Origin of the sequence: Methanosarcina flavescens, assembly GCF_001304615.2 — an archaeon.
Lineage (GTDB): Archaea > Halobacteriota > Methanosarcinia > Methanosarcinales > Methanosarcinaceae > Methanosarcina > Methanosarcina flavescens.
The window spans coordinates 297,802-311,483 of record NZ_CP032683.1 but is presented as its reverse complement, the minus strand read 5'-3'; the positions used below and the strand labels follow the sequence as shown (position 1 = coordinate 311,483).

Genomic DNA, 13,682 nt, shown 5'->3' with positions numbered 1-13,682 from the left:
AGAATATAGTTAAATAAATGGCTCTGTAGAAAACCTACTTAATCGTCATTAATAGACTTAAAGTTCTCAGCAAAATTGAATCAGGCAATTCAGTTTTAATTTGTTAAGATTGGTTATTTCAGAGGATTTCTACAGAGCCAAATAAATCATTTTTGATAAAATAACCCGCATGTTGACCATCTCTCGAAATTAGATATTTTGCGAATGAATATAAAAGACTATACTTCTTGCAAAGCAATTTCAGGTTGAAGCTTTAGTAAAGTTTTAAAATTGAGCGGCTATATATAATTTTTTTTAGATATTTGAAAAAATAAATATGAAAGTAAGCGAAACTGTAAAAATAAAAGATGAAAGGAAAAGGCAGAAAGAAATGATAAACAGGAAAGAAAACTACCTGAAAAAGCTAAAAAGACAGAAATCCAGGCAATGATAAACAAAAAACATTTTACTAAGGATAAGAAGTCAGCGTGGAAATAAAAGGAAAAGGATCAGGGAAAAATATAAAAAGGAAGTATATTTGGGATTAAAGGGAAAAGTCTCAGTATTAAAAATCTGAGTATTAAAAACCTGAATGTTAAGAACCTAAATATTAAGAATTTGAGTGTTAAGAATCCGAGTAAAGAATCTTAATACTAAGAATCTTAATACTAAGAATCTTAATACTAAGAATCTTAATACTAAGAATCTTAATACTAAGAATCTTAATACTAAGAATCTTAATATTAAGAATCTCAGTACTAAGAATCCCAATATTACAGAATTTCAGCTTTAAAGAGAAAAATACCTTTAAAAAGATTGAAATGCAGCTAAAAACGCTTTTAGCTCTCAAAGGCATCCTTTACTTTCTCAAAAAATCCTTTACTTTTTTTAGATTTATCTGTAAATTTATCGTGCCTGCCTTTTTCGCCTCCATTCGGGTTTTTACCACTGCTCAGTGCTTCAAACTGGCGAAGAAGTTCTTTTTGTTCGTGGCTGAGTTTTGTTGGGGTCTTTATTACAACTCTGACGAGCTGGTCACCTTTTCTGCTTCCATGCAGGTGCTGGATACCCTTGCCTTTAAGCCTGAACACGGAATGGGTCTGAGTCCCTGCAGGAATATTCATCTTGACCTTGCCGTAGAGGGTATCTACCATAATATCAGTCCCGAGCGCAGCCTGAGTAAACGAGATCGGAAGCTCGGAGATTACATCGTAGTCTACTCTCTTAAAGAGTTTATGCTCCATAACATGAAGCACTACATAGAGATCTCCAGGCGGAGCTCCGGGTTCTCCCGAATCACCTTCTCCGCTAAGCCTCAGGCTCATGCCTGAATCAGCTCCTGCAGGTACGTTTACTGTTATTTTTCTCGTATTTCTAACCCTACCTGTACCACTGCAGACCGGGCACGGAGATTCAATAACCTGACCCTTGCCGTGACAGGTAGAACAGGTGGTAGTGCTTACAAACTGCATGCCCAATCCTGAGCGTGTGGTGTGAATTTGACCTGTGCCGCCGCATGTTGGGCAGCGTTTTGGGCTTGTGCCGGGTTTAGCCCCGGTTCCGGAGCAGTTAGAGCATCTTTCAGTCCTCGGGACATCAATATCTTTACGGACTCCAAATGCTGCTTCCTCAAAGGTTATATAAAGGTCATACTGGAGATCTGATCCTCTCCTCGGCCCCCTGCGACCTCTTCTGCTGCTTCCGCCGAAAAACATTTCGAAGATATCCCCGAAGCCGCCGAAATCTGCACCTCGGAAGATATCTTCTGCGCTGTACTGCCCATTTATTCCGGCATGTCCGAAACGGTCGTACTGAGATCGTTTCTCAGGATCTGAAAGCACAGCATAAGCCTCAGAGATCTCTTTGAACTTTTCCTCAGCCCCAGTTTCCTTATTCCTGTCAGGATGATACTTTAATGCAAGTTTTCGATAGGATTTCTTTATATCCTCGGGTGAGGCATCTTTAGATAACCCAAGAATTTCGTAATAATCACGCGTTGTGGCCATCAGGATTCCCTGTTATTTTAAAAAAGATAAAGCTCCGGAGCCTGCGAATGCAGGTTTCCGGTAAGGCCTGAGAATCTCCAGGCCTGTCTTATTACTTGCTCTTTCTTTATTTACGCTTTTCGTCGTCAACTACCTCATAATCGGCGTCAACGACCGTCTCATCAGGACTTTTTGCATCTGCGCTTCCTGCTCCGCCTGCTGCCTGTTGAGCCTGCTGGGCTTTCTGATACATTGCAGTGGAGATCGGATATACAGCTTCCTGAAGAGCTTCGGTTTTTGCCTTAATCTCTTCGCTGTCCTTACCTTCAAGAGCTTTTTTAAGGTCGTCAATTGCGGCGTTTACCTTTGACTTCTGGTCCTCTGTAGCCGCATCTCCGGCTTCCTTCAGAGTCTTTTCGGCAGCATTGATCAGGGCTTCGGCATTGTTCCTGGTCTCGACTTCTTCTTTGCGCTTTCTGTCTTCTTCGGCATGCAATTCCGCGTCTTTGATCATGCGCTCTATCTCGGCATCTGTGAGTCCACCTGGTTTCTGGATGGATATAGACTGTTCCTTGCCGGTTCCAAGGTCTTTTGCACTCACGTGCAGGATACCATTTGCGTCAATGTCAAAGGTAACTTCGATCTGTGGGACGCCTCTAGGAGCTGGTGGGATGCCGTCAAGAGTAAAACGCCCAAGGGTTTTGTTTTCGGAAGCAATCCCCCTTTCTCCCTGAAGGACATGAATCTCTACCGAGGGCTGATTATCAGCTGCCGTTGAGAATATCTGGCTCTTCTTGGTCGGAATTGTCGTATTTCTCTGGATCAATGGGGTTGATATGCCTCCAAGTGTCTCAATTCCAAGGGTGAGAGGAGTGACATCAAGCAGCAGGATATCTTTTACCTCGCCCCCGAGCACACCGGCCTGGATGGCTGCCCCGATTGCAACGGCTTCGTCAGGGTTAATGTTCTTGTAGGGTTTCTTGCCCGTGAAGTTCTCTACAAGCTCGACTACCGCAGGCATCCTTGTAGCGCCTCCGATCAGAATTACTTTGTCGATATCGTTTGGCGTAAGCTTTGCATCGCTGAGAGCCTGGCGCATGGATACGAGAGTTTTCTCAAGAAGATCCTCGGTCATCTTCTGGAACTGGGCTCTGGTAAGGTCAATATCAAGGTGCTTTGGTTCCCCATCTGGACCAACTGTAAGGAAGGGAAGGTTGATGTTGGTGCTTGCGACACTGGACAGTTCGATCTTTGCTTTCTCTGCTGCATCGGTTAAACGCTGGAGCACTGCCTTGTCTTTGGAAAGGTCTATTCCCTCGATTTTTCTGAACTCGGCAAGTAAGTAGTTAACAATGCGCTGGTCGAAGTCGTCTCCTCCGAGATGGGTATCGCCGCTTGTGGATTTTACCTCAAAGACTCCGCCTCCAAGCTCAAGAATGGATACATCAAAGGTTCCGCCTCCTAGGTCGTAGACAAGAATAGTTTGCTCAATTTCGCCTTTATCAAGCCCGTAAGCAAGGGATGCGGCAGTCGGTTCATTGATAATTCTGAGGACTTCAAGACCTGCAATTGTCCCTGCATCCTTTGTAGCCTGCCTCTGGGCGTCATTGAAATAAGCAGGAACTGTAATAACAGCCTGTTTGATTGCCTCTCCAAGATAAGCTTCTGCATCGGTTTTAAGTTTCTGGAGAACCATTGCAGAAATTTCCTGCGGTGTGTATTGCTTTCCCTGAAGGGTCACCTTGTAGTTGGCGTCTCCCATATGTCTCTTAATGGAATAAACAGTGTTTTCAGGGTTTGAAATAGCCTGTCTCTTTGCGACCTGACCTACAAGTTTCTCTCCTTTTTTGGAAAATCCAACCACTGACGGGGTTGTCCTGGCGCCTTCGGCATTAGGGATCACGACAGCTTCCCCGCCTTCCATTACTGCCATGCATGAGTTAGTAGTACCAAGGTCAATACCCAGTATTTTTGCCATGTTTTATCCTCACTAGATTCCTGGTTAAATTCTTCACTTAATGATTTAGATAAAAGTTCTTAGACAAGTCATTGAATTAATTTATTTATTAAGTTATCTGGTAAGTTATTCGATTAAATTCAAGAATCAGGTCATAACAGAATTCAGGAGTAAAATTATGCCTGAATCTCCTTTATTCCTCTGTCTCATTTGGGTTTCTGGCCACTGAGACCATAGCAGGCCTGATAACTTTCGAGTTAAGAGCGTATCCGGCTTTGTAAACCTCTACTATTGTATTGTCCGGAAGTTCAGAGGTCTCGACATGCTGAACTGCTTCGTGCTTGTGAGGGTCGAATTCGCTGGATTTTTCACTCTCGATCCTCTCAAGCCCATATTTTTCGAGGATTGAGAAAAACTGTTTTGAAAGCTGTTCTATTCCGCTGGCGATCGAGCTCATATCCTCTGCAGTCTTTGCAGATTTGAGAGCACGATCGAAATTGTCCGTTACCTCAAGGAAATCGAGAAGTACCTGCTCAAGCACAGCTTTTCGGTTTTCCTCTATCTGGCGGGCGGTCCGTTTTCTGAAATTGTCAAAATCTGCTGCAAGCCGAAGAAGCTGGTCTTTGAGAATTTCGTTCTCCTCCCGGCACAAAGCCTCAGGGCTTTTTTCAGTTTCGGAACTGGCAGGAGCCTCTTCGGGACTACCCTGTGCTTCTTTAGCCTCTTCCTCCGAAGAACCAAAATTCTTAGCATCAGGATCTCCAGCCTCAGCCTGGGTATCTTCTCTAGAATCGGTATTTCCTTCTTTATCGAATATTTTCATTAATCGATCCCCATCAAGTAATTATAACGGTTTCGCTCGTCCTGATCTGTGATTGTTTGTAATTCTATAAATATTTTTCGGATAATGAAAATATCTTCTAATCAAAATGGGTGAGAAAAAGAAAAATCAGTAAAGGTGATTTTGAAGTTTATATGAGAGTGCTTTGAGTATTACAACGCTTGCAATCATGGAAGCTGCGACTGCTGAAATCACCTGATCCCACCCAATTGTCGAGATCCCTCCTCCCAGTGCAAATTGCACGCCGCCTACAAGCGACACAAAGACAAAGGAAAAACCGAAACCTGCAAGCGCTCCTCCAACAAGAGAGCTGAGAGTGTCCAGCCCCTGTTTTTCGTAAAAAACCATACCTGCAATAAATATCACAGCAAAGATCAAAAGTACGACTGCAGTAGGCAGTGGACTTTCTTTTGTGGAAAAAATCTCAAAAAGCCCAAGCCCCATGTCAACTAGGAATATGCCCATGAGAACCGCAATAGAAAGGGTTTTCACAAACGAATTTTCAAAGACCGACTGGGAGTTAGGGTTTCTGCTGTTAATAGTACCAGGCACCTTTATGTTTTACAATGTTTAACTTTTAAGGTATACCCGTATAATTTATATAAACTTTTACATGGCAAACTTAATCCTCAATTCCAACCGCTGCATCGCAACCCTTTTACGAAAAGGCTTGACTGAAACCGTTGCGCCGGTTTATCACACCGGATAGTGTTTGGGGATAAGGTTATCAAATCCAAAAGGCATGCCGTTTTCGATAAAACCTTTTCTCAAAAGGTTTTTGATCAAACTTTTTCTGAAAAAGTTTGCGTTGCAAAAGTAATATATAAATGACCGGGTTTTTCCTTTCCAATGAAAATCCTGATTGCGGAATTTGCTGTCGGCACAGACATTGAAAAATCTCTTATCCCTGAGGGAGCGGCTATGCTGAAGACCCTTGTAGAGAGCTTTGTCCGGCTTGGGTATGAGGTTTATTACCCATCGGCAGGCACGAAAATCTGTGCAGGCACGCGGGTAGAATCTACAGCCGAAAATTTCAGGCAGATAATTGGGAGAGAAGCAAAAAATTGCGACGCGGGGCTGGTTATTGCCCCTGATTCAATGCTTCCCGAGCTTAATGAGGTTCTTGAGGAAAATACTGTGAATTTGGGATGTTCACCCCGGTCGGCAGCCTGCTGTGCGGATAAGTTGATCTGTACGGAAATCCTGAAGAAAGCCGGGATTAAAACTCCTGAAATTGCAAAAAAGCCGGAAAAAGGTAAAAGATATATCATAAAACCAAGATTCGGCTGCGGAGCAGAGGCAACATACCTGGTCACAGAGTTCGAGAACAAAGAGGGACTTTTTACGAGTGAGTATATTGAGGGAGAGCATCTGAGCGTAAGCCTTATTGCAGGAAAAAAATCGCTTCCTCTTACTGTAAATCGTCAGTTCATAGAATTTGGCAAGAAAGAAGCTGAATCCGGAGAAAAGGGGAAAGCAGGAGTTTCCGAAATAAAGTATAACGGAAGCCTTACTCCTTACCAGACTGGGAGAAGAGAAGAAATCTATGAAACCGCAATTTCCACAGTGAAATGCCTGAACTGTTTCGGATATGTAGGTGTGGATATTATACTCACCGATCTTCCATATGTAGTGGATGTGAATCCAAGGCCCACTGCTTCGCTTTTCGGGATCAGCCGCGTTATGCGGGAGGAAATAGGAGACCTGATTCTGAAAAACAGGTTTGGGGAACTTCCTGACCATGTGAATATTGAAGGAGAATACTGTTTTTCAAAGGATGCCCTGGGGGCGAACTTTTTGGAAGGACTTGAAAAATAGATAGCAGATTAAAGACCAGAAAAATAAAAACGCTGGAAAGCTTAAAAAGAACCTAATAAAGGGCTCAAAAATGAATTCAAAAATTATCGGGCTTGATATTGGAGGAGCGAATACCAAACTTGCCTCCTCGGACGGAAAGATCGTAGAACTTCACTATTTGCCTCTCTGGAAGAACACGCGGCTTCCTGAGGTCCTGGAGGAAATCGCACAGCGGCTGCAACCCGAAAAAGTTGCTGTTGTTATGACCGGAGAACTTGCAGACTGTTTTGAAGATAAGGAACAGGGCATTATCTTTATAAAGGCATGTGTTGATTCTGCCTTTGGGCCCTCGAAAGTTTTATATGTAAACAATATGGGCAGGCTCCAGCATGAGACTGACGATATAAGGGATCTTGCTGCTGCCAACTGGGCGGCTTCTGCCAGGCTGATAGGAAAAGAGCTAGGAGATTGTATTTTTGTGGATGTTGGAAGCACCACAAGCGATATTATCCCTATCGTTTCGGGTGAACATAAAGCAGGACTTACTGACTTTGAGAGGCTTTGCAGGAGTGAACTCGTGTATACAGGCACGCTCAGGACAAACCTTGCCGCACTTCTCGAAAAGGTAAAGCTTGAGAGGGGCTGGTGCAGGACGGCTTCAGAACTCTTTGCTACAACTTCGGACGCTTATCTCCTGCTTGGAAAAATCGATGAGAGTATGTATACATGCGAGACCGCTGATGGAGCAGGCAGGAGCAAAACCGATGCTATGCGCAGGCTTGCAAGGCTTGTCTGTGCGGATCTTTCCGAAATTCGGGAAGAGGAAATCTATGAAATCGCAACTCAGGTAAAGGAAAAACAAGTTTTTACCCTGGCTGAAGCGATTTCCGAGGTTGCGGAGAGAAACGGACTTAAAAGAATCGCAGCCGCAGGCCTTGGGGAATTTCTGATAAAAGAAGCTGCAGAGAAGCTTGACATGGAATTCGTATCAATATCCAGCCACTGGGGAGAAGAAATCTCAAAAGTTTTCCCGGCATATGCGGCTGCCAGATTGATTGAGATGTGAAATCTTCACCTGAGGAATTCCAGCCTCAGGGCAGGCAGGTTGAGAACAAACACCTGATAATTGAAACCTGAAAGGAAAACTATGAGATTGGTGGTTAAGATTGGGGGAAGCCTCATCAAAGAGGCTACCGAGCTTGTAAATAGGCTGGTAAAGGAATTTGGCTCAGGAAGCCAGAAGATTGTAGAGGGAGGGCACACAGCCGAAAGATTCTCATTTTCCGTTCTCATAGTGCCTGGAGGAGGCATCTTTGCCGATATCGTCAGAGAAACCGATGAGAAGTTTTGCCTGGGTGCCGACACAGCCCACTGGATGGCCATTCTTGGTATGGAACAGTATGCCTATTATCTTCAGGATAAAACCGGTGCAAGGGCTGTAGACTCAATAGCAGATGTGCCTGAAGGAGTTTCAATTCTCTTTCCATACAGGCTACTGAGAGAAGAAGATCCTCTGCCTCATAGCTGGGACGTAACATCCGATACTATCGCAGCCTGGATTGCAAAGCAGAACGGAGCAAGATTAATAAAAGTTACGGATGTAGATGGTATATTCAGGAATGGAAAGCTAGTCAGGGAAATTTCTGCCTCCAATTGCGTAGGGAACAATGCAAGCTGCATCGACCCTGCCCTGCCGAAGTTTCTTCTGAAAAACCGAATGGAATGCTTGATTGTTAACGGAAAATCTCCTGAGAGGGTCATTAGGGCTGTATACCGAAAGCCTGTACTTGGTACTATGGTAAAGGGGAATATTTAAATCGTATATCGTATATGACTAGGGGAGAAGCAAAGCGTATCGCAAAGCGTATCCAAAAGCGTTAATTAAATTCAGTTAATTAAATCTGCTAATGTTTATAAAGGCGCCAGGGAAAACAGAAGCTCAATGCTTAAGGAAGGCGCCTAATTCGCGGCAATTCGTTACCGTTTGCTATTCGAATTAACATTTAAGGAGAAAAAAATGTCAGCACAAAAAGTTGAGTACTGTACCTCATGTGGAATTCGACTTGTGGAAAAGGGTTATGTAAAGTTTCCCTGCCCGCAGTGCGGATCAGAAATAGGAAGATGTTCAAGCTGCAGGCATCAGGGTAACGTATACACATGCCCCAAGTGCGGATTTAAGGCACCCTGATTCAGGTAAAAGCTTAATCAGATCAATGCCAGTGTATAAAAATCCTTGAACTCGATCAAAAGACAAAATAAAGGTATAAGAGGAATCAGAATGGGTGATGTTGCAGCAAAAATTAAGATTATGCCAGAAAGCATTGAAACCGACCTTGCAGAATTAAAAGAGAAAGTAAAATCCGCAATTCCTGCCGGGGCAGACCTTCACGGAGATATTGTTGAAGAGCCTATTGCTTTTGGCCTGAAGGCTCTAATTGTAACATTAATTGTCAATGACGAAGAAGGCGGAACTGAACCTGCAGAAGAAGCCTTTGCAAAAGTTCCAGGTGTCGAGAACGTTCAGGTTCTGGAAGCCTACCGTATTTAAGAGGAGAAAAGACCGGACACAAGTCCGGAAAACCATCCTTTCAATTCTCCTTTCCTTAAAAGGGCTCGTAGATCAGGGGAAGATCGTTACGTTCGCAACGTAAAGGCCGCGGGTTCAAATCCCGCCGAGTCCATTTCTTTTTTTCGTGATTAGGGATTCATTTGATGATAAAAGAATAGATTCAAAGAGACAATTTGAAGCCTCGGATGGTCTCCAGTTCTACACGTTTACTTGCGAAAACAGGGACTATAATTCCTAAGTATATTTGCTCCTAAATACATTTTCTCTGAGAGTTTTGGATTATTACAATTATAATAGTATCATATATTTAGCAGATAAAACACGACCGACATTCAAGCTCTTGAGCAGTAAGGCACTCTCCGCAAATGTCATTTTAAGCTGCCTGATTTTAAATAAATTATGCCGAACTTTCAAAATCCTGAAATATATCAGATACCTTTTAAATAGTGGATGCATAACGGATCATCATATATTTTTAATAAGATAATTATAAGATAAGCCAGGAAGCATCGGACTCAAAAAAGAGTGGAAAAGTGAGGAAAGATCCTCAAAAGATGCTCTTGGCCTGGATTTTGATAAAGATAATGATATCTATTTCTGTACGACTGACAAATATTCGAATTAAGAAAAACGGGGGATTGTAAATTATTAAAGACAATAGTTTGCTCGGAAAAGCAGAAGAGATAAGCGAATCAGGTAAAGAAGGGCTGAAAACGGAGTTTCCCCCAAAAGACCCAAATGTTTTCCTGAAATTGGGAAAAGAGGGAACAATTCTTTGCGCTAATAAGGCAGCTAAGGCTCTTCTTGAGTACTGGGGTGTAAAAGAAGGGCAAAAAGTACCTGATGTACTGAGGCACAATATAAAAAGAATCCTTGCACAGAAGGAGCCGAAAAATTTTGAGATTCAGGCAGGGAAGACAACATATGCTGCAGTACTTTATCCTTTTCCGGAAGAGAACTATGTAAACCTTCAAGCTTTTGATATAAGCTTCAGGGTTCTTAACGAAGAAAAGCTCCGCAAAAGAGAAAAACAATACTTTTCTCTGAGCAACCTCAGCAGAATCTCCTTAACCTGCAAAAATTTACAGGAAATTCTGGAAAGAAGTGCCCTGCTTATTGCTAAAGGGCTTGGTGCGGACTTTTCCAGAATCCTGGAGCTCATGCCCGATGGAACTTTTATTATGAGGGCGGGATACGGCTGGAAAGAGAAGTACATAGACAGCGTTATTGTAAAAGAGAAGTCTCAGGCCGAATATCCTCTTTTTTTGAAAAGACCTATTATCCTGGGAGATATTGAAACCGAAACCCGTTTTGAGTGCAGTGAGTTTATCAGGCGGCACGACATAGCCAGCGGAGCAACGGTTCTGATAGGAGATATGAATAAGCCTTTTGGGGTAATGGAGGTTTACAGTCGGGAAAAGAGAAAGTTTGCTGAGGATGAGATATATTTCCTGTATTCTGCTGCTTTTTTATTGTCCGAGATCATAGGGCGCCTGCATGCCGAGGAAAAACTCCAGATTCATCAGAAGGAGTTGGAAAAGCTCGTTGAAAAAAGAACCCTTGAGTACACGGAAGCAAATGAGAATCTTCTACATGAAATAATTGAAAGGAGAAAAATTGAAAAAAGCCTCACGAATAACCTGAAATTTCTTGAAACTCTCCTTGATACCATACCTGCACCTGTGTATTATAAAGATAATGATGGCAGGTATCTCGGTTGTAATAATATTCTAGCCAGGCAGGTCCTGGGACTGGAAAAAGAAGAAATTATAGGAAAAAATTTTGCTGAAGCGCACAATAAGTCGCCAGCAGGGATTTCACTTGAAATCCATGAAGACGATTTGGAGCTGTTGCAGAAAGGGGGAAGCGACGTATCTGAAAAAGAAATCATGTGTGCTGACGGCATAAAAAGAGACTTCCTGGCGAGCGGGGTAACTTTTCTGGACGAAGAAAAAAACGCAAGGAATATGGTCGCTGTACTGCTTGATATAACTGAACTCAGGAAAACTGAGAATAAGCTCCAGAATAATGTGAGGTTTCTGGAGACCCTGCTTGACAGCATTCCAAGCCCGGTGTTTCAGAGAGACTTGAATGAAATATACATAAACTGTAACGAGAGTTTTGCCAGGCAAATTATGGGGCTTCCCAAAGCTGAAGTTATAGGGGGCTCTTTTAGAGAGTTCCAGAAGAGAGTACCAAAGGAGCTTGCAGAGATATATCACAAGCATGATAGGAGCCTTCTTGAAAAAGGGGGAAGTAACTATTACGAAACCAAGGTGCTCTGTGCCGACGGCATAGAGAGAGATTTTCTTTTCCATAAAGCCACCTACCAGGACAGTTCGGGAGATGTGGCTGGAGTTGTCGGTGTAATGCTTGATATAACCGAGCGTAAAGAGGCTGAGGAGACCTTCAGGAGAAGTGAGGAAAGATATCGGATCGCTACCGAACAGACAGGGCAGATTGTGTATGACTATAATACAAAAACACAGGAGGTAGATTGGGCAGGAGCTATTCCAGAGCTTACCGGTTACAGTTTTGAAGAGTTCCAGAAAATCAATCCTGAAATGTGGCTGGAGCACATTCATCCTGATGACCTCGGAGAAATAATAGAAAAAGTCAGGGTCTTCTTTGAGAAAGGAGAGAGATTAAGAGAAGAGTTCAGGTTCAGGAGAAAGGACGGTAATTATATTTATGTAGAAGACAGGAGAGTCCTTCTCAGGGATGCTGAAGGAAACCCATATAGAGTTCTTGGGGTAATGAAAGATATTACGGAGATAAAGCTTGCATCGAAAAAAATGAAAGAGAGTGAAGAGCGCTACCGATCCTTTATGAAAAATTTCAGAGGTATAGCTTTCCAGGGAAATCTGGATTTTACACCTATAATGATTGACGGGAGTGTGGAAGAAATTACAGAGTACCGGGGAGAAGATTTTATGTCCGGAAAAGTAAACTGGCTCCAGATTGTTCTCCCTGAAGACCGGCAAAACCTTATTAATAATAATGAGAGGTTAATAAAATATCCGCTGCTTGTTATAGAACATGAATACCGTATAAGACACAGGGATGGAAATATAAAATGGGTTCGTGAAATTATCCAGAATGTTTCAGATTTTACAGGCAAGAGAAGAATCCTGCAGGGTGCAGTCTATGATATAACCGGACAAAAAGAAGCCGAAGAGTCTCTGAAAAAAGTAGAAGAAATCCGTAAAAAAGAGATCCATCACCGCATAAAAAATAACCTCCAGGTTATTTCCAGCCTGCTGGAACTCCAGGCTGAAAGATTTGACGAAAAAGAAGTCCTTGAAGCTTTCCGTGAGAGCCAGAACAGGGTTGCCACCATGGCTATAATCCACGAGGAACTCTACAGGTCAAAAAATAGTGAGACCCTTGATTTCTCGGAATATCTTCAGAAATTGACCTCGGATCTTTTTCACTCCTACATTGTCAGGAAAGGTGATATCAGGATGGAGTTAGATATTGAGGAGATCTTCCTCGGAATGGACACGGCAGTTCCTCTTGGGATAATTATTAACGAGCTCGTATCTAATTCTCTAAAACATGCTTTTCCTCAGGGTAGAAAAGGAGAAATCCGGATAAAACTCTGCAGGGTTGAAGAGAACGGAGAGAATAAAAGTATAAGTAATAGCACCAATAATATTGGTGCTAAGAGCTCAGTTGACAAAAGTAACCAATATTCGCTGGTAGTTTCGGACAATGGATTGGGTTTTCCGGAAAAGCTCGATTTCAGGAATACTGGTTCTCTGGGTCTGCAGCTTGTAAACATCCTTGTAGAACAATTGGAGGGTACAATCGAACTTCAAAATGGTGCAGGGACTACCTTCAAAATATTGTTTAAGGAAAACGACTGACTATCCGGAGGCTTATTCGATTTAAAGGGGAGATACAATGAAAAAAGCAAAAATTCTGGTTGTCGAAGACCAGAATATCGTGGCTCTTAATATCAGAAACAAATTGAAAAATCTTGGTTATACTGTGACGGGTACTGCGTCCACAGGAGAGGAAGCCATAAGAAAAGCCGATCTGTCGAATGCAGACCTTGTCCTTATGGATATCATGTTAAGAGGAGAAATGGATGGAATTGAGGCTGCCCGTGAAATTAAGAACAAGCTTAAAATTCCAGTGCTCTATCTTACCGCCTATACTGATGACGAGACTTTGGAGAGGGCAAAAACAACAGAACCTGCAGGATATATTTCAAAACCTTTTAAAGAAGAGGATCTGCACAGCAATATAGAAATGGCTCTCCACAAACACAGAGCTGAGAAAGAGGCGGAAAAAGAAAGTGAGAATACCACTGAGTAGTTTTTCGTCATAAACCCGACCAAATCAAATCTCAACGAGAAACTTTAGAGGAAATTCTCACTGGTACAGGAAACTGAAATTCTAAAAGTGGAATTGAGAATAAAGAGAGTAATTTCAATTATAAGAAAGAATCCTCTAAAATCTCTTTTAGTGAACTACCCCTCTGCTTTCTGATGAAAACGGGGAAGGGGATTTCCCGCCTTAGGTTTAAAATTAGCGTTCTGGCATATG

At 42.6% G+C, this 13,682-nt stretch carries 11 protein-coding genes and 1 tRNA gene; 8 read left to right on the top strand and 4 right to left on the bottom strand.

Features of this window, described 5'->3' with window-relative positions; translation table 11 throughout:
- Positions 1-818 precede the first annotated feature (818 nt).
- The 4 genes from dnaJ to AOB57_RS01300 all read right to left on the bottom strand — a co-directional run bounded on the left by dnaJ (position 819) and on the right by AOB57_RS01300 (position 5,314).
- Positions 819-1,985 carry a molecular chaperone DnaJ gene (gene dnaJ / locus AOB57_RS01315; protein WP_054298871.1) on the bottom strand — a complete coding sequence of 389 codons (1,167 nt, stop codon included), beginning with the start codon at positions 1,983-1,985 and terminating at the stop codon, positions 819-821.
- A gap of 106 nt (positions 1,986-2,091) precedes the next feature.
- Entirely contained in the window at positions 2,092-3,942 is a 1,851-nt protein-coding gene (gene dnaK, locus AOB57_RS01310; RefSeq protein WP_054298870.1) for a molecular chaperone DnaK, read from the bottom strand.
- A gap of 172 nt (positions 3,943-4,114) precedes the next feature.
- Positions 4,115-4,744: a nucleotide exchange factor GrpE gene (gene grpE / locus AOB57_RS01305; protein WP_054298869.1), complete on the bottom strand. Its 630-nt coding sequence runs from the start codon at positions 4,742-4,744 to the stop codon at positions 4,115-4,117.
- 126 nt (positions 4,745-4,870) lie between these two features.
- Positions 4,871-5,314, bottom strand: a complete 444-nt coding sequence (locus AOB57_RS01300; RefSeq protein WP_226999575.1) for a heat-shock protein — start codon at positions 5,312-5,314, stop codon at positions 4,871-4,873.
- 297 nt (positions 5,315-5,611) lie between these two features.
- On the opposite strand from AOB57_RS01300, the gene AOB57_RS01295 reads away from it, so the two are divergent.
- The 8 genes from AOB57_RS01295 to AOB57_RS01260 all read left to right on the top strand — a co-directional run bounded on the left by AOB57_RS01295 (position 5,612) and on the right by AOB57_RS01260 (position 13,451).
- Complete coding sequence (locus AOB57_RS01295; RefSeq protein ID WP_054298867.1) at positions 5,612-6,580, top strand: ATP-grasp domain-containing protein; 969 nt, start codon at positions 5,612-5,614, stop codon at positions 6,578-6,580.
- Between the two features lie 70 nt (positions 6,581-6,650).
- The gene (locus AOB57_RS01290) at positions 6,651-7,625 is read left to right on the top strand and encodes a hydantoinase/oxoprolinase family protein (protein ID WP_054298866.1); all 975 of its coding nucleotides are present in this window, start codon (positions 6,651-6,653) and stop codon (positions 7,623-7,625) included.
- Positions 7,626-7,706: 81 nt separating this feature from the next.
- Positions 7,707-8,375: an amino acid kinase family protein gene (locus AOB57_RS01285; protein ID WP_054298865.1), complete on the top strand. Its 669-nt coding sequence runs from the start codon at positions 7,707-7,709 to the stop codon at positions 8,373-8,375.
- Positions 8,376-8,576: 201 nt separating this feature from the next.
- On the top strand, positions 8,577-8,747 hold the full coding sequence (locus tag AOB57_RS01280) for a zinc finger domain-containing protein (RefSeq protein ID WP_082384224.1): 171 nt from the start codon (positions 8,577-8,579) through the stop codon (positions 8,745-8,747).
- 90 nt (positions 8,748-8,837) lie between these two features.
- A complete protein-coding gene (locus AOB57_RS01275; protein WP_054298864.1) occupies positions 8,838-9,107 on the top strand; it encodes an elongation factor 1-beta in 270 nt (89 codons plus the stop codon).
- Positions 9,108-9,168: 61 nt separating this feature from the next.
- A tRNA-Ala gene (locus AOB57_RS01270) sits at positions 9,169-9,240 on the top strand.
- A 550-nt stretch (positions 9,241-9,790) separates the two neighbouring features.
- The gene (locus tag AOB57_RS01265) at positions 9,791-12,997 is read left to right on the top strand and encodes a PAS domain S-box protein (protein WP_082384223.1); all 3,207 of its coding nucleotides are present in this window, start codon (positions 9,791-9,793) and stop codon (positions 12,995-12,997) included.
- A gap of 37 nt (positions 12,998-13,034) precedes the next feature.
- Positions 13,035-13,451, top strand: a complete 417-nt coding sequence (locus tag AOB57_RS01260; protein WP_054298863.1) for a response regulator — start codon at positions 13,035-13,037, stop codon at positions 13,449-13,451.
- Positions 13,452-13,682: the final 231 nt, after the last annotated feature.